This window comes from Kitasatospora sp. NPDC088548 (genome assembly GCF_044753005.1).
Taxonomy (GTDB): Bacteria; Actinomycetota; Actinomycetes; order Streptomycetales; family Streptomycetaceae; genus Kitasatospora.
The window spans coordinates 31,995-46,937 of record NZ_JBIVMI010000020.1; the positions used below are offsets into that span (position 1 = coordinate 31,995).

Here is a 14,943-nt window from a genome sequence, read left to right on the forward strand (position 1 = left end):
CCCGCTGCGCCGGCGGCGGGCCGTTGGAGGATGCCGGCGGTCGGTACCCGGGAGTGGTCGGCGCAAGGGGGTCTCACACCGCTTGCCGATAGTGGATTATTGCGCTATAGTTGTCTATGTCGGAACGGGGTGGCTCCCGACGCCGACTCAACCCGAACACCTTCCGAAGGAGACCCCCTTGAGCACCACCACCCGGCGGCCCGGCGTCCGATCGGTCCGCTCGATCCTGGAGAACAGGGCCAGCTTCACCGACGCCCGGGTCGGCCCGCCCCACAAGAGCGACAGGTTCTCGCCGCTGGCCACCGTGCGGGTCGCCTGGAAGCGGCCCGAAGACGGTGCCTCCCCGTGCCTGCTGGCCGCGGCGGAGCAGGGGTGGCTGCGGGACGTCGGCCGCTTCCTGCTGGCCGAGCGGTTCGCGGTCCGGTACGCCTCCGACCACCGCGCCCTGCTGCTGCTCGACCCTCGCGCCGCGGCGGACAACACCGCCGATCTCCCTTCGGACGCCGTCCTGGCCTCCGCCCCGGCCCCGGTGCCGGTACCGGACCACAACCGCTGGGACCTCCACTTCTGGGGTCCGGGCGAGGAGGGGATGCTCGGCTTCGGCACCGCTGCAGACGTCCGCGCGGCCGTGGCGGTCGCGGCGGATCGCGGCCACCGCGCAGTGGTGGACGGGAGCGGGGCGATCTGGATCGCCGACAGGCAGTACAGCCCCACCCACTCCAGCCCCCCGGAGGAGGTCTGGTCCCCGTTCGCGGTCCCGGACGGGTTCACCTCCAACCACCCCTGGAACTCCGGCACGCTGCGCATGGCGGCGTTCGCGCTGCTGCCGCACCGGGGGCGCTTCCGGGAGGAGGTGTTCGAGGTGCCGGGACACAGCCCGGCGGTCACCCGCGACGTCTCCTGGCCCGCCGCCGTCGCCACCATCCAGGCGGGGCTCCCGCTGGAGAACAGCCGGGTGGAGAGCAGCGGTCGCGGCACCGTACGGATCTGGCACGAGGGCGGCGGCATGAGCCTGTGGACACCGGTGCCGGGCACCGAGAAGGAGTCCGCGCCCGGGGTCCGGTACAGCGACACGGGCAACGAGCGCGTCATGTCGGCCGCCGCCGCGCTGGCCGCAGCCGGGCACCAGGGCGCGGCCTGCGGCGACTGGGAGCCGCTGCCCGGCACCACGGGGTTCTACGTGGTCCCGGCGGGGGACGAGGCGGTTCGGGTCATGTGGGCGCACTTCCGGTCGGTGGGCCACTCCCCCGCGCCCGGCACCCTCTGCGAGTGGGTGAAGGCACTGGTGGCCGACGGATGGCACGCCCACCACGGACAGTACGAGGTCACTGCGGCGCAGGGCCGCTGAGAACGCACCCCGGTGGGGCCCGCGCTGGACGCGGGTTCCACCAGGGTGCCCCGCCGCAGCAGTTGGCCGGGGCCTCCGTGCCCCGGGCGCCCGGCGCCGGTTCGGCCGGCACCGGTCCACCGATAGGTGGCTACATGCGCTTCAGTTGTTCATGTCGGAAGGGGATGGCACCCCGAGCCGGCTCAACCCGCATCCCGAGGAGCCCCGCACCATGACCACCACGCCCAACATTGCCGTGACGGCCGTCTACGCCGGCACCGGCGACCCCCGTATCCACCGCACCAGCTGCGAGGGCTGGCGGGCGGAGGCCGCGACCGCAGCCGGCGGCAGCGAGCACCTGTTCGCCGGCTCCCTGTCCGAGCTGGCCGAACACCTCTACCGGGGCGCGGCCGAGGAGGCCCCGGACATGACCGCGGCCGACTTCGCCGACCACCTCAGCGTCGCGCCGTGCGCGGCGGACATCCCGCACGGCGCGCCGGGCGCGGAGCGGCGCTTCACCCGGAGCCGGCGCGAGCAGGGATTCACCTCCGACGAGCAGCTCCAGGCGGTCATGGACTACGCCGAGCACGCCCTGCCGTGCGCCCAGTGCCCGCCGCCCGGCCCCTCCGTCCTGACCGGCGGGACGGACAGCCGCGAGAGCGAGATGTGCGATCCGGGCGCGGAGCTCTACGCCGCGGCCCGGGCCGTCGGGCGCTGACCGGCGGGGGCAGGGCCGGCCGCACCCGGCCCTGCCCCGTCGGCGCGGAGCCAGGGGCGGCCCACCCCGGGCCATTGCCCACTTGCCGGCAGTGGCTAACTCAGCTATTATTGTTCATGTCGGAACGGGGTGGCACCCGGCCCCGACTCAACCCGAACTCCGAGAGGACGACCAGGATGAGCCACACCCCGGACCAGGCGGACAAGGCCGGCTCGAACCGGCAGACCTTCGTCGCGGAGATCCACCGGCTGATCGACGAGGCGGCCCCGACCGGGCTGCTGTACGCCGTCACCCCCACCGGGCACAGCGTGATGGTGCGGCGCGACAACGAGCAGGTCACCGTGCGGGTCTACGACAGCTGGGGGGCGAAGGTCGAGGCCAGCGAAGCCGTCACCACCTTCGTGGACGGCGGTACCGCCGGACTGCTCTGGCACCGGGCCGTCGCCGAGAAGCTGCTGACCGAGCAGCTGCCCACTCCGACCCGGCGGCCCCGAAAGCTGCACTCGGCCACCCCGGCCGGGCTGCTCGACTTCGCCGCGGACCACCTGCGCCACGTCGGGCTGCACCGCACCCCGCCGGGCCGGTTCGAATCGCCCTGGCAGGGAAACCAGTGGACCGGCCCGTGCACCGTCCCGCACGCCTTCCACCTCGCCCTGCGAGTTCTCCGCGACACCCCGTGCGACGACCGGGACGCCGTCCGCGACCGCGCGATGCGCCTGCTGGCCGACTGCTGCCACGGCGGCCCGGCCGAGGTCCCGGACTGGTGGACCGGCGGCACCTACAGCTACCTGGTCTCCACCGTGTCCAACTGGGGCGCGGCCGAGCGCCGGACGGCGGACGGGGCCGTGGAGTTCCTGCGCGCCGCCGCCCGTGCCGCCGAGCAGGGCTGACCGGCAGCGCCGACCGGGGCGGCCGGGCAACCGGCCGCCCACCCCTCCAACCGACCAGACGCTCAACCCCACCGCCGGAGCCCCCGATGGACGACCTGACCCTGTTCGACGCGCCGCCGGCCAAGCCCCGCGCCTACCTGCTGACCAACAACAACACCGATCTCGCCCGCGACAACATCTTCACGTGGACACTGCCCGCCTGGTGGGTGACCCTCAGCAGCGGCGCCAAGTACAACGTCTGCCCGGAGGCGAGCGCCTGCGGCCGGATGTGCTTCGCCTACGACTCGACCAGTTCCTACAAGCGCTTCCCCGGCGTGCGCGCCAGCCACCTTCGCAACCTCGAGCTGACGCTGGACCACCTCTCCACCTGGGAAGGATGGATGATCGCCGAGCTGCGCCGGCCCAGGTACGCGGCTAACGCGCGCGTGAGAATTCACGATTCAGGTGATTTCCACTCAATTCCGTACACACGCGCCTGGTTCAAGATCATGAAGTCCGCTCCGCACGTGCGCTTCTACGCCTACACCAAGGCCGTCACCACCCTGCGGACCGTCATCGCGGAGATGGGCGAGCCGGTGAACTTCGACTACCGGTTCAGCCTGGGCGGGACGGAGGACCACCTGATCGACACCGCGAACGACCGCCACGCCGACGTCTTCCCCGACGCAGCCGCGCTGGAGGCGGCCGGCTACGTCGACCAGGCCACATCCGACCTGATCGCGGCCGGGCCGGACATCAAGGTCGGCATGGTGGCCAACCGTCTGGCCCGGACTCGCAGGAGGCAGGGCGGGAAGTCGTTCAGCGAGCATCAGCAGGCCGACGCCGCAGCGCAGTTGGAGCGCGCAGGACAAGCCGCCGCGCGGCGTGCGGCGCAGCGGGCGGCGGCGCCGGTGGACCTCGGGGCCCTTTCCCACACCTCCCAATAGTGGCCATGTATGCTATAGTTGTTCATGTCGAAGAAGCCCCGCCCGCACCGGGCGGGCCCGGCGGAGTGCTCGGCCTCCACGTCCCGACAGGAACTCACCCCACCCCCTTCCAGCTTCGAGGAGCCCCTGTGTCCGTCCGCACCGACACCCCCCTGGTCGCCGCCGTGGCGGCCGTCCTGGAGCCCGCCCACCCGCGGAGCACGGGCCCGCTCGTCGACGGGTTCACCGTGGTGCCCACCGCCGACGGGCAGGCCGCCCAGCTCACCTACCTCGTTGGCCCGGCGCACCGCGCCGACACCGGCAACTTCCACCGCCGGGACGAGGCGTTCCGGGACTGCGCCGAGCGGCTCGCCGCCGCCGGCCACCCGCTGACCCGGGTGAACATCCGGGAGGGGTTCATGTTCAGGGACGCCCTGATCGTGTTCCCCGCACCCCGGCCGGAGCCGGAACCGGTGGACCCGGCGGTGTGCCGGTGCGGCGGCCGGTGGTGCCACCGCGCCCGGGAACGCGAGCTCGCGACGCAGGCCCTGGTGCTCGACACCGGGCGCTCGGTGGCCGCCCTGCTGGCCGCCCTGGAGCAGAGCGCGAAGGAACCGGTGCTCCACGCGATCGGCGACCCGTGGAGCACCGCCATCGTGCTCGACAACGCCCGCGCCGCCCTGCTGGACCCACCGCCCGTGGACCTCTCCGCCGTGCTGGCCGATCCGGCCTGCGAGGGCTGCACGGCCGAGGACTGCGTCCGCAGCGGCATCCGGGCAGGGATCGCGCTCGACCGGGCCGCCCTGGCCGCCTCCGTGCACATCGTGAGCTACCGCGCGGCCCGGATCGCGATCGACCGGGCGCACCAGCAGCTGACTCCCGGGGACCGCTGGCGCCGGAGTGCCGTGGACGTCGCCGAGCGCATCGGGGCGGCCCTGGTGACCGCCCGCGCCGCGCTGCACCTGCCGACCGAGCCCGGCCGCCACCATCGGCGCGGGGAGCGCGTCAGCCTGGTCAACCTGCGCCACCACCGCCCGCCGAGGCCCCGCCGCTGAGCCAGGGCGGCATGACCAGGCTTGCAATAGTGGCTACATCTGCTATTGTTGTTCATGTCGCGGGGGCCTGTGTCGCCCGCCACCACGGACTATCGAGGAGACCAGATGAACACCACGAACCCTTCGGCCACCCCCACCCAGGCGGCTGCCACCGATGGCCCCGCCACCACGGAGCAGGAGGCCGTCCAGGGCCGCGGGGCCATCGCCCCGGAGGACATCCGTCCCGGTGACACCATCGAGGCGCTCAACACCAGCGGCTCTAACCCGCAGCCGTTCAGCCTCACCGTCGACCGCACACCCTGGCGCGTCAACTCCACCACGACCGCGCTCACCGACGGCGCGAGCATGTACGACGCCCAGACTGCCAGCCTGCGCCTGATCAGCCGGCCGTCCGGCCGATAGCCCGAGCGGAAATCCGGCCCGGGGCGGTCGACCCAGCCCGACCGCAGAGTCGGCCGCCCCGAATTCGGCGCAAGGCCACCGCCGTTCCACCCGTCCTGCCCGAAAGGAAGAGCCCACCGATGGCCGAACACCTTCCCGCCACCCGGCCCGCCTGCACCCACCACGGCCCGATGCACCTCCGGCCGCCCGGCGGCTCCCGGGAGCAGCAGTACTGCGGCGTCTGGTACGACTGCCGCGCCGACCGCTGCCTCAGCAGCGTGCTGATCGCCTCCCCCGCGCTGCTGGCCGACCTGGCGCAGCAGGCCGCCCCCGCTCGGCCGGCACACCCGCCGCGCGAGCAGTCCAGCCCTTCCACCACCACCCTCGGAGGAACCCGACCATGACCAGCCTCGCTGACGCGCTCGACAGCTCGCAGGCCCTCGCCGACCAGCTTGCCGACCACGGCATTCCCGCCGGTGTCGCGGGCGATCCCCTCCACCTGGGCAACACCGAGATCCCGCTGACCATCGGCGGCTCGCCGCGCAGCCTGTTCCTGCTGCTGGCCGACGGCAGGCTGGAGTGGGAGTTGGTCAGCGACGCCGACGACGAGACCACCGGCGAGACGATCGAGGAGGGCAGCGCGCGGTGCGCCGACACCGGGCAGGCCGCCGCCTTCGTCCTCCGCTGGATCTTCGCCGCCGGGGCCAAGACCGGTCACCCCGACGCCGAGGGCGGGCCTCTGCCCTCCGGCCCCGCCCTGCAGCAGCCTCACGCCGCCTGGGAGTTCACCTGCCCCGCCGCCGGAGAGGGGGAGGCGGGGGCGTCGGCCACCGAGCGGGACGCCCGGTGCGCCCGGGCGCACTTCTGGGGGACGTTCGGCGAGACGAGGCAGTACCGCAGCCCGGCCGGCGCCTACGCCGTGTCCGTGACGTTCCGCCCCTCGGGGAGGCCGGACGCAGGGCCGGCCTGGAGCGCCGAGGGCGCGCTCGTCCGCTACTGCGACGGCTCCACCGCGACGGCCGACGTCGACCCGGACTCGGTGGCCGCGCTGTTCCGGCTCGCCGGGCACACGGCCGGGGTGCCGGTGACGGTGTCGCTGTAGCCGAAGGAGGTTCCCCACGCTTGGCAATAGTGACTAGAGCTGCTACTATTGTTCATGTCGGAACGGGGTGGCACCCGGCTCCGGCTCAACCCGTCCTGTCCAGCAAGGAGCCGTCATGTCCGCCGAGAACCCGCCCGTCCCGGTGCAGGTCGCCACCGAGAACGGATCGAGCACGGTGTTCGTCGCCGTCGTCAAGGTCGAGCGCCGCGAGGAGTCCGGCATCTTCGGGCCCGTCGTCGGCCTGGACGCCCATCTCCGCGCCACCACCGCCCCGCAGGCCGAGCCGCAGTCGATGTTCTACTCGCGCCTGGCGGGCGAGACCCGGTGGACCGCCGACGCGCACTTCGGCCCCAACGGCTTCCCCCACTTCTCCCACGGCTTCGGCTCCCTGATCACCCGCGCGCGGGTCCTGACCCGGGAGATCGCCGCACTGGTCGACAGCGAGGCGCTCCGGGCCGGGCTGGTCGAGGCGATCGACCAGGAGAACCCCTTGGTGCTCACCGGCCAGCAGGGCTGACGCCCGCCCGCCGCCCGGTCCGGCGCTGCTGCGCCGGGCCGGGCGCCGAGGCCGGCCTGCGGCTCCGGCCGAGCCGGCCGCCCCCGACCCGCCCCGACCGCGACACGCGGTCAGCTTCCGAGGAGAGCCCTGCCGTGAGCAGCAGACAACTGGCCCTGATGGCCGCCCCCGCCCCCTACTCCCTGGTCTCCCGCGCCGAGACATGCGAGTGCTCAACTACCGTTCTCTGCTGGGGACTTGGTGCAGATTCGACAGCGATCCTGGTCCGGGTCCTCGCCGATCCGCCGCGCTACGGCCTGCGAGGCGACCTGTCCGACCTGATCGTGGTCACCGCGGTCGTCGGCGAGGAGTGGCCGGACACCTACGACCTGGCGGAGGAGCACGTCCTGCCGCTGCTGCGGCGCTACGGCGTGCGCTACGTCCAGGTGGGCCGCGCCGGCCCGTCGATGGCCAAGGACGGCATCGCGGTGCTGTCCGACAGCCGCTCGCCCGAGCGGATCGTGCGCCGGGCCCCGTGGAACCTCGGTGACGACCTCGCCGCCTCCGGGACGCTGCCGATGTACGCGGCCGGCAAGCGACTGTGCAGCATTCGCTTTAAAGGCGAAGTTTTGGACAAATGGTTCGAAACGAATATTACGGACGGCCCGTTCTGTCACTGGATCGGCTTTGATTCTCTCGAAGTCGCGCGCGCCAAAAGGGACTTGACCTACACGAGCCCGGGGCGTCACCCGAGATATCCGCTGATCGAATGGGGCTGGGACAGGCCGCGGCTACTGGATTACCTGGAAGACCGATTTGGCGTGATATACCCCAAATCTTACTGTACTATGTGCCCTTTTCCGGTTTCTTCTGGTTCCATCAAGGAGCACCTGGCCCGGGCCAAGCGCCTCCCGGAGGCCATCGTCAAGGCGGCCGTGCTGGAGTACGTGGCCGAGGCGCTGAATCCGCGGTGCACCCTGTACGCCGACTCCTCGCTGCGCCGCGAGCTCGGCGGCTCCAAGAACAGCGCCGCCCTGGAGGCACTGGAGGCCGAGCTGCGCCGGCGCCCGTGGACCGTCTACCGGGTCCGCCGGATCATCACCGCGGGCCGAACCAAGCAGTGCAAGGCCGCCCACGGCCCGCAGTGCTCCCGCCCGGGCCCGGGGTGCGTGCGCAAGGGAACCGCCTGGCGCTCCGTGAGCAGCATGCCGCCGATGGCGCGGGAGGAGGCGGTGGCGTTGCTCGCGGCGAGCGCGGAGCGGGGCGGCGTGGTGGTGGAGACCGACGCCAGCGGGATCAGCCGGGTGGTGACGAAGCGGCGGGGGTCGTCCTACCCGATGACGGAGGAGCTGTTCGTCGTGGCCCCGGCGGGGGTGCCGGACAAGGCCAGGCCCGGGTTTGCCCGGCTGTGGAGGGAGATCTTCACCCCGGCGATCGGGTCGGCCGGCGCTGCGACAGATGCCTTTAGTTGACACATAGCTTCAACAGTTGTCACCAAGATCGGAATACTTCTGGCGCGCCTGATAAAACTCATGCCCTGTCGCACTGAAGCTGGCGGATTCTCACTCAGCCCCAGTAGTAAACGATGTCTCTCTGTGTCAAAATGGAGCGCCGAGTTCGTCGCCATCAAGGAATCCTCGGCCGCGCCCACACTGGCGTCACCGCCGCCGTCTACGCCTACGTCCTCCGCCTCCAGCACCAGGCCGTCTGGTATGCCTAGGATGCGACTTCCAAAAGCTAATCGAGATCCGAGAAGTGCATCCGTACATCATAATTCGCAATAAGTCGGGCCAGGCCAAGCGGCGTCTGCCCACTATTGTTTTCTGCGTGCGGATCCGAGCCACGAGAGCGAAGCAGTTCAATCATTTCACTGCGCCCTCGCGAGTTGAACACGGCAACAAACAGCGGGGTGTTGCCAAACCGATTCTTCTGATCCACAAGGGCGCCGCCATCCAGGAGCGCTCGAGCGGCATTCACTTGGCACTCTTGGGCGGCTAGATGAAGGGCCGTAAACCCGTTGCTGTCACCTGCGTTCACATCGACCCCCGAGCCTAGAAGCATCTCAATCTCGGACACATTGCCACGAAGAGCTGCTTGGCGGAGACGGTCGACACTTGCGCTACTGTTGCTCATATTGATGACTCAAATTGTTGTAGGGATCTTCGATTTGATAGTGGCTCGGATCATTCTCATACTCGATAAACTGATCTCGCGTCCAACCGTTTGCGGCAGCCATATCGCGGCTTCGCCAGTATTCGAAACCTGGCTTGTGGCCGTAATGAAATGGCCCGCTTGCAGGGATGATTTGGCCAGTGTTCGGGTCGATGAAGTTCCCATCCACATCCCTTGGAGCAGCACCCTGGATCGCGGTCTTGGTCGATGAGCGCAAGGTCACTCTCGCATATCGCACATCCGAAACCACGCTCGGATTCGGCAAGAATCGGCCATCCGCCCCCCGGGTGCAGTTTGCATTATGCACGAGGATCGGCGTCGACCCCGCCAGCACATAGTACGTGTGTACGCCGCTAACGGTGAGGTTGTAGGCCGTGAGATCTTGCGGGTAGGTGCGGGTCGAGGCGACTCTGGCTGTCGTGCCGTCGGGTTTGCGCAGGTCGTTGCCGGGTTTGAGGTCGATTGCGTCGCTGAAGCGTCCGGTGCTGGCGTTCCAGAAGGGGTGCCGGTCGGTTGCGTGCAGCGTTGCGCCGTTGCCGGTGGTGATGTCGACCATGGTGTGCGGTCCGGTATGCCGGATCGCTGCGGTCACTGTGTGGGGAGATGTGTTCCAGGTGGTGGTGTTGGTCGCGCGTACCTGGGTGCCGGGGGTGATCTGTTCGATGGGCAGGGTGCTGCCGTCGGCGAGCAGAACCGGTGTCCCCTCGGTGAAGCTGTTGGGTTCGCAGGTATAGAGGGTCTCGACTTCGTCGATGATCTTCTTGTCACCGTTGGCGGTTGTGGCCTGGCCACCCTTCGCGAGTGCATTGTTGAAGGCCCCCTGCCCGGACCCTGTCTCGCTGTCAGCATCCTGGACCTGGAGGGCCTTGTAGTGGCCGTTGGGCTTCAGGACCAGGGCGTCGTATGTGGCCGCGGGGGTAAGCCGGGCGAGGTCGGAGGCGTCGAGGCGGTTGACGGCGTCGGGAGCCAGGTAGGCGGTGACGGGCCGCTTATCGACCTTGACACCGTTTGCCTTTGCGTAGGCGTCGATGACCTCGTTCCTGCCAGCCGGGGAGCGGGCATCACTGCCTGCGGACGGCGTACCGGTGCCGCGGGCGGCGGGTGTCGACGGGCGGGGGGCGTCGGCTCCCCGGGCCATCGGCGTCGGGGCGGGCGGGGTGCCGATGAGGCCCTGGTTCGCGGTGGCCGCGTCCTGAAGAAGCTGCTGCCGCTGGGAGACCAGTTGCTGTGATTCGTTCTGGAACGCGGTGGCCGTCGCACCGAGGGAACGCGCCAGGACGCCGAGCTTCACGGCCTCGTCGGCGAGCTGGGACTGCCTGGCGCTGGCCTTCGAGAGTTCTGGTTCGATCGCGGCCCGTTCCGCCTGGAGCTGGGCCGCTTCGGCGTCGAGCCGGGCCTTCTCTGCGTCGTACGCGCTCGCGGCCGCGGCTTCGGCGGGCAGCTGGAAGACGTGCGGTGCGGCGTTGTGCGCGGCGATCCGGGAGTTGAGGGCGGCGCTCTTGGAGTTGAGGGCAGATGCCTTGCCCAGGGCGGTGGAGGAGTCCTTGGCTGCGGCCTCGGAGTTCGCCTTCAGGGTCGCGGTGCTCTCGGTGAGCTTGCGGGTCTCCGCCGCCAGGTCGCTCGCGCGCTGGGGCAGGGCCCCGATCTGCTGGTCGAAGGCGGCGATCCGGGTGTTGAGGGCGGCCGGGTAGCCCGCGCTCGGCCGAAGCGGCTCGGGCATGGGAGCAACGGCGGCCGGGGCGGTCAGTGCGCCGATCGGCGGATCGGCCGCCGGGGCGGACGCGCTCTCACCGGCCATCGGTACCTGCACCAGCGCCGCCAGGAGCATCAGGCACACGCTGCGCCACGCGACGCCCGGAACGCGGGCTGCTGCCTCTCGCGGTGCCGGGTGCCGGGGGGTCATGCGGTCACCTTCTCTGCGATCCGGTCCGCGATCCGCGCGACGGCCGGCCGGCCGTCGCCTGCCGAGCAGAGCGCCACCTGTAGGACCGTCCGGCCCTTGAGGCGGGCTTGGCGGTGGCAGGCCCAGCCGTCCCCGGAGTCCTGTGTCGCCGTCCAGCCGACGGTGTCCGGGGTAGCGGTGTCGGTCTTGTAGGTCCACTTCGACGTGCTGCCGTCCGGGTCGGTTCGCACGGCGGACGGGCATGCCTTGAGGCCCTTGTCCAGCCTGCGGAACGCGGCGGAGGCCTTGTCCTCGTCGGGGTAGACGCCGACGACCTGGGTCACCGTGTGGTCGCCCGTTCCCGCCGGGTCCTGGTAGGTCGCCGACAGGAACGCCGTCCACTCGTTCCCGTAGACCGACCTGGTGGCCGGTCCCGCCGCCATCGCGCAGCCCGACGGCTCAACGTCGACCGCCTCGGCAGGCTCACTGCCCCTCGGACCGGCCACCAGTGTCGTCCCGGCCAGCCTGCTGACCTCGTCCGGGACGAGCAGGTCCGCCTGTACCGTCCCGGCCGCCACGTGCAGGTCTCCGCCGTCCGACGCCCGAAGCCACCACCACCCCCCGGCGGCAGCCAGCCCGAAGCACAGCACGGCGGCGACCGCCACCAGCAGTCTGCGCTTCGCCCGGCCCGCAGGAATCGGCCCGCCCGGCCCCGGTTCCCCGGGGACGGCCTGCGGCGCCGCCAAGCCCTCCTGCAGCGGCCCCCGATCGTCCGCCGGCGCCGAGGGCCGGGGCAGGGCACCCGCCAGACCCTCGCCGCCCGGGCCCGCCTTCGGCGGCTCGATGATGAAATCGGAGTCCTCGGCCACGCCTCATCCCCCCATGACACAGCGTCAAATCAACAAGCCTGATCACGTTCTGTGGATATCCGATGCACAGAGTGGCCGATCCGGCCCACCGCGGCAAGCCCTTCTCCGCCGACTTGAGGCCCCGCTGAGCATTCCGATCGGCGCACCGCCCGGATACTCTCCGCCGCCGGAACGTTCATTGACCGCCGTCGTGACTATGTGCCGACTCCGGCAGGACCGAACCGCTCGTCACCGAGCACGGGCCGGTGCGGACGTACTTCATGGCCATGCCGCTCGCGAGACCGGACCGGCACCCGATCCGGCAGCGCTCCCGTTCACACGGCATCAGCTGGGTTTCGGGGAGAGGCACCGAAGCGCCGCCCTCTGCGGACGTGACATCGCCGGGCCGAACAGCATGCTCACCGGCGATCCGGATTCACCCGATCGAGTGATACGTCTCCCAGTGTGGTGGGGCGTGCCACGAGGACTTACACCCCGCCTGCCAGTACCTCGGTCTTCTCCGGCACATTGACGTCCGCGAACGCATCGACAACGACCGCAGGCTCACCAAGCCCATGCGCGAGAGACTCGCGGGGCGGCTCGTTCGTCGCCGCCGTGGGTCAGCGTGGGGGTCGTCCCTGGTCGATGCGGGCGGCGAGGCGGGCGGCGTAGGTCTCCAGCCGGCCGCGCAGGATGGCGCGCACGGTGGCTGCTCGGTTGGCGAGGGTGTACGCCTGGGTGATGTTGTCGATGAGCCTGGTGGTGTCGGCTCCCGAGCACCGCATCCCGGTCAGGACGGGGCCGTGCGCGTACTCGGCCTGGTTGATGTCCGTCCAGATCAGCGCCGTCGCCGCGAGCTGCCCGTCCTGGCCGGCCATCCGTGAGAACCGCGGGCTCAGGTCGGTTGAGGCTGGCGGCTCTGCGCAGGTGCCGTACGGTGTAGCCGGTCGGGCTGTCCAAGCGGTCTGGACCACCTCGACCTCACCGAGATTCCGTACCGAACAGGTGACCGGCGTCCGGCCGGAGCACCACGTCGCGGTCCACCCGTCGCTCCAGCCGGCCGCAAGGTTCAATGTCGTCCTGCGGGCATCGAACCCCGCGTGAACATGGGCGAGGTCGCCCAGGTCACTGGTATCGGACCACAAGCCAGTACCCGAAGCCGCCTTCGCTGGGTATCCACCAGGCAACGCCGAGGCCACGCCTCTTCGCCCTTCGTTGTGAGCTGACAACGCCAGGCGGAATCTACGGGGAAGTTCCCGCCGAGGGAGCGAGTTTCCGAGAAATCCGGCATTCCACACCCCGGTTCTGCTGCGTGCAACATTGTACGTAAGTGCCAACAACACCTGGCAGCCCAGCCACCATCGTGCCGCCAGGAACTGGCACCAGCCCAGGTCAGCAGCCCTCGAAGGTGACATCTACGGCAGGCAGTCGCCGGCGCGCCGGCCCTGCCCGGACAGGGCGGCCCTGCGGCCGTCGAGGCCGCGCCCGCCAGACCCGCGCCGGCGCCCGACGGCGCCGACACCGGCGGTGAACTGTTGCTCTGGGCTGGTCCGTTCGTGTGAAGCGGGCCACACAGAACCAAATATAGTGGCTAAGTCTGCTATTATTGTTCATGTCGGAACGGGGTGGCACCCGGCTCCGGCTCAACCCGCAACCGAAGGAGCGACCCATGTCCCAGCAGGACGACTTCAACCGGCGCGCCATCCCCACCGTGCCCGGCCCCCGCAGGAGCACCGAGAACGCCGACGCCAAGGGCCGGGTTCCCCGCCAGACCCGGGGCGAGGACCGCAAGGGGTGACCAGGTGGCGGTGGGCGGCCCCCGGACCGCCCACCGCCCCGAACCCGCACCGTTCACCCTCCCCCGCAAGGACCGCCGCACTGCGGCAGAACCAGGAGTCAGCGATGTCCGATCAGCCCCTCTACTCCGGCGATGCCGGGTGGTTCATCGAGACCGAGGGATTCCGCATCGGCCCCGACTGGTACACCGAGGCCGGTCCGTTCGCCACCGAAGCGGCGGCCCACACATGGCTGGCCGCCAACCGCCACAAGCTCATGGGCCACGACCGCGAGACGCGCGTCACCCACCAGACCACTGAAAACGAGTAAGGAACCCGACATGGCCATCACCCACGAGCAGGCCGCCGCACACATCCTTCCCCGCCTCGACCTCGGGCTCGCCGACGTCCAGCTGATCGGCACCGCGCTGTACGCGCGCCCCGTCGCCGAAGCCGGCGAGCCCACCGACGCCCGCGTGATCAAGGTGACGCTCGCCACCGGCCACTACGGCGACAGCTGGGAGGGCGTACGGGCCGAACTGCTGGGCGGCAACGGTGCCGTCATGGACAGCATCCGCCTGACCTTCGCCCAGAACCGGACCTTCCCCGGCGAGAAGGACCCGACCGTCTCGCACGCCTGGCGCCCCGTGCACTTCGAGGGTGCCGACTTCGGCCCGCTGAACGGCCAGTTGGCCGCCTGGGCCGGGGTGCACCGACTGCGCGACCGGGACCGGCACCCGCACCGGGCGCAGGCCCTGGCCGACTTCGTCCGCGACGTGTACCTCGGGGACGTCTCCGCCGCGCTGATCGACCTGGCCCCGCTCGGCCTGGCCGTCGCCTACATCGACCGGGAAACGGTCGAGCTGCACCTCGAACGCACGCTCACCGACGAGGAGTGGGAGCGCGTCCGGGAGCACCTGGCCGGCACCGATTACGACGAGGTCGTGTGCGAGACCGCCGACCTGCAGAGCGACTTCATCGACAAGGCCGTGGCCGCCGCCGGACTGACCGCGTAGCAGCCAGGGCCCCTCCCCCACTCCCGGGTGCCCGCCGCGCAGACCGGCCCGGCGGGCACCCCTCACCACCGATCACCCACCGACTTCGGAGAACCAGCCCCGTGACCACCACGTCCCGCCCGGACGAGCTCGCCGGAGCGATCGCCGCAACAGCGGCCGACCAGCGCAAGAACTACCCCGAACTGTCGAACGCCGACGCGGTCGAGCTCATCCGTCACAACTTCGTCGTCGCCGAGGACACCCCCTACTACCCCAGCAGCTGGACGGTCTCGGTCAACGCGCAGGACCCCCTGGAACGGGCGTACGCCCTCGTAGTGCGAGCAACGCCGGACGAACTGGCCAACGCCCTGGCCCTCTGACCGGGCACTCAGCGAAC

Annotated in this window: 18 protein-coding genes; 14 read left to right on the top strand and 4 right to left on the bottom strand. The window is 70.7% G+C overall.

Annotated features, from left to right (window positions below; all coding sequences use genetic code 11):
* The first annotated feature begins 178 nt into the window (after positions 1-178).
* From ACIP82_RS24210 to ACIP82_RS24255, 10 genes are all read left to right on the top strand, one after another.
* Positions 179-1,348 (top strand): hypothetical protein, encoded by a 1,170-nt coding sequence (locus ACIP82_RS24210; RefSeq protein ID WP_400656073.1) that lies wholly within the window; start codon positions 179-181, stop codon positions 1,346-1,348.
* A gap of 211 nt (positions 1,349-1,559) precedes the next feature.
* Positions 1,560-2,045: a hypothetical protein gene (locus tag ACIP82_RS24215; protein WP_400656075.1), complete on the top strand. Its 486-nt coding sequence runs from the start codon at positions 1,560-1,562 to the stop codon at positions 2,043-2,045.
* Positions 2,046-2,221: 176 nt separating this feature from the next.
* Positions 2,222-2,935, top strand: coding sequence for a DUF6197 family protein (locus tag ACIP82_RS24220; RefSeq protein WP_400656077.1), 714 nt, complete (start codon positions 2,222-2,224; stop codon positions 2,933-2,935).
* Between the two features lie 86 nt (positions 2,936-3,021).
* Positions 3,022-3,861 carry a hypothetical protein gene (locus tag ACIP82_RS24225; protein ID WP_400656079.1) on the top strand — a complete coding sequence of 280 codons (840 nt, stop codon included), beginning with the start codon at positions 3,022-3,024 and terminating at the stop codon, positions 3,859-3,861.
* Positions 3,862-3,989: 128 nt separating this feature from the next.
* Positions 3,990-4,895 (top strand): hypothetical protein, encoded by a 906-nt coding sequence (locus ACIP82_RS24230; protein ID WP_400656081.1) that lies wholly within the window; start codon positions 3,990-3,992, stop codon positions 4,893-4,895.
* Positions 4,896-5,000: 105 nt separating this feature from the next.
* A complete protein-coding gene (locus ACIP82_RS24235; protein ID WP_400656083.1) occupies positions 5,001-5,297 on the top strand; it encodes a hypothetical protein in 297 nt (98 codons plus the stop codon).
* Positions 5,298-5,416: 119 nt separating this feature from the next.
* Positions 5,417-5,680 (top strand): hypothetical protein, encoded by a 264-nt coding sequence (locus tag ACIP82_RS24240; RefSeq protein ID WP_400656085.1) that lies wholly within the window; start codon positions 5,417-5,419, stop codon positions 5,678-5,680.
* Positions 5,677-6,378 carry a hypothetical protein gene (locus ACIP82_RS24245; RefSeq protein ID WP_400656088.1) on the top strand — a complete coding sequence of 234 codons (702 nt, stop codon included), beginning with the start codon at positions 5,677-5,679 and terminating at the stop codon, positions 6,376-6,378. The genes ACIP82_RS24240 and ACIP82_RS24245 overlap by 4 nt, the downstream gene beginning before the upstream one ends.
* Positions 6,379-6,493: 115 nt before the next feature.
* Positions 6,494-6,895, top strand: coding sequence for a hypothetical protein (locus tag ACIP82_RS24250; RefSeq protein ID WP_400656090.1), 402 nt, complete (start codon positions 6,494-6,496; stop codon positions 6,893-6,895).
* A 134-nt stretch (positions 6,896-7,029) separates the two neighbouring features.
* On the top strand, positions 7,030-8,346 hold the full coding sequence (locus ACIP82_RS24255) for a hypothetical protein (protein ID WP_400656093.1): 1,317 nt from the start codon (positions 7,030-7,032) through the stop codon (positions 8,344-8,346).
* A 265-nt stretch (positions 8,347-8,611) separates the two neighbouring features.
* Here the strand turns inward: ACIP82_RS24255 and ACIP82_RS24260 are convergent, their stop codons facing one another.
* The 4 genes from ACIP82_RS24260 to ACIP82_RS24275 all read right to left on the bottom strand — a co-directional run bounded on the left by ACIP82_RS24260 (position 8,612) and on the right by ACIP82_RS24275 (position 12,654).
* Entirely contained in the window at positions 8,612-9,007 is a 396-nt protein-coding gene (locus ACIP82_RS24260) for an ankyrin repeat domain-containing protein (protein WP_400656095.1), read from the bottom strand.
* Complete coding sequence (locus tag ACIP82_RS24265) at positions 8,994-10,949, bottom strand: GH-E family nuclease (protein ID WP_400656098.1); 1,956 nt, start codon at positions 10,947-10,949, stop codon at positions 8,994-8,996. Before ACIP82_RS24265 ends, ACIP82_RS24260 begins: the two co-directional genes overlap by 14 nt.
* Positions 10,946-11,797, bottom strand: a complete 852-nt coding sequence (locus ACIP82_RS24270) for a sensor domain-containing protein (protein ID WP_400656100.1) — start codon at positions 11,795-11,797, stop codon at positions 10,946-10,948. The genes ACIP82_RS24265 and ACIP82_RS24270 overlap by 4 nt, the downstream gene beginning before the upstream one ends.
* Before the next feature lie 599 nt (positions 11,798-12,396).
* The gene (locus ACIP82_RS24275; RefSeq protein WP_400656102.1) at positions 12,397-12,654 is read right to left on the bottom strand and encodes a hypothetical protein; all 258 of its coding nucleotides are present in this window, start codon (positions 12,652-12,654) and stop codon (positions 12,397-12,399) included.
* A 791-nt stretch (positions 12,655-13,445) separates the two neighbouring features.
* On the opposite strand from ACIP82_RS24275, the gene ACIP82_RS24280 reads away from it, so the two are divergent.
* From ACIP82_RS24280 to ACIP82_RS24295, 4 genes are all read left to right on the top strand, one after another.
* A complete protein-coding gene (locus ACIP82_RS24280; RefSeq protein WP_400656104.1) occupies positions 13,446-13,574 on the top strand; it encodes a hypothetical protein in 129 nt (42 codons plus the stop codon).
* 104 nt (positions 13,575-13,678) lie between these two features.
* The gene (locus ACIP82_RS24285) at positions 13,679-13,882 is read left to right on the top strand and encodes a hypothetical protein (protein WP_400656107.1); all 204 of its coding nucleotides are present in this window, start codon (positions 13,679-13,681) and stop codon (positions 13,880-13,882) included.
* 10 nt (positions 13,883-13,892) lie between these two features.
* A complete protein-coding gene (locus ACIP82_RS24290) occupies positions 13,893-14,567 on the top strand; it encodes a hypothetical protein (protein ID WP_400656109.1) in 675 nt (224 codons plus the stop codon).
* Between the two features lie 101 nt (positions 14,568-14,668).
* Complete coding sequence (locus tag ACIP82_RS24295; protein WP_400656112.1) at positions 14,669-14,926, top strand: hypothetical protein; 258 nt, start codon at positions 14,669-14,671, stop codon at positions 14,924-14,926.
* The last annotated feature ends 17 nt before the right edge of the window (positions 14,927-14,943 follow it).

What these genes read in the sequence shown, in the direction of transcription:
- ACIP82_RS24215 (WP_400656075.1), top strand. Translation starts at nt 1,560, where the DNA reads ATGACCACCACGCCCAACATTGCCGTGACGGCCGTCTACGCCGGCACC.
- ACIP82_RS24220 (WP_400656077.1), top strand. Translation starts at nt 2,222, where the DNA reads ATGAGCCACACCCCGGACCAGGCGGACAAGGCCGGCTCGAACCGGCAG.
- ACIP82_RS24225 (WP_400656079.1), top strand. Translation starts at nt 3,022, where the DNA reads ATGGACGACCTGACCCTGTTCGACGCGCCGCCGGCCAAGCCCCGCGCC.
- ACIP82_RS24235 (WP_400656083.1), top strand. Translation starts at nt 5,001, where the DNA reads ATGAACACCACGAACCCTTCGGCCACCCCCACCCAGGCGGCTGCCACC.
- ACIP82_RS24240 (WP_400656085.1), top strand. Translation starts at nt 5,417, where the DNA reads ATGGCCGAACACCTTCCCGCCACCCGGCCCGCCTGCACCCACCACGGC.
- ACIP82_RS24245 (WP_400656088.1), top strand. Translation starts at nt 5,677, where the DNA reads ATGACCAGCCTCGCTGACGCGCTCGACAGCTCGCAGGCCCTCGCCGAC.
- ACIP82_RS24250 (WP_400656090.1), top strand. Translation starts at nt 6,494, where the DNA reads ATGTCCGCCGAGAACCCGCCCGTCCCGGTGCAGGTCGCCACCGAGAAC.
- ACIP82_RS24260 (WP_400656095.1), bottom strand. Translation starts at nt 9,007, where the DNA reads ATGAGCAACAGTAGCGCAAGTGTCGACCGTCTCCGCCAAGCAGCTCTT.
- ACIP82_RS24265 (WP_400656098.1), bottom strand. Translation starts at nt 10,949, where the DNA reads ATGACCCCCCGGCACCCGGCACCGCGAGAGGCAGCAGCCCGCGTTCCG.
- ACIP82_RS24275 (WP_400656102.1), bottom strand. Translation starts at nt 12,654, where the DNA reads ATGGCCGGCCAGGACGGGCAGCTCGCGGCGACGGCGCTGATCTGGACG.
- ACIP82_RS24280 (WP_400656104.1), top strand. Translation starts at nt 13,446, where the DNA reads ATGTCCCAGCAGGACGACTTCAACCGGCGCGCCATCCCCACCGTGCCC.
- ACIP82_RS24285 (WP_400656107.1), top strand. Translation starts at nt 13,679, where the DNA reads ATGTCCGATCAGCCCCTCTACTCCGGCGATGCCGGGTGGTTCATCGAG.
- ACIP82_RS24290 (WP_400656109.1), top strand. Translation starts at nt 13,893, where the DNA reads ATGGCCATCACCCACGAGCAGGCCGCCGCACACATCCTTCCCCGCCTC.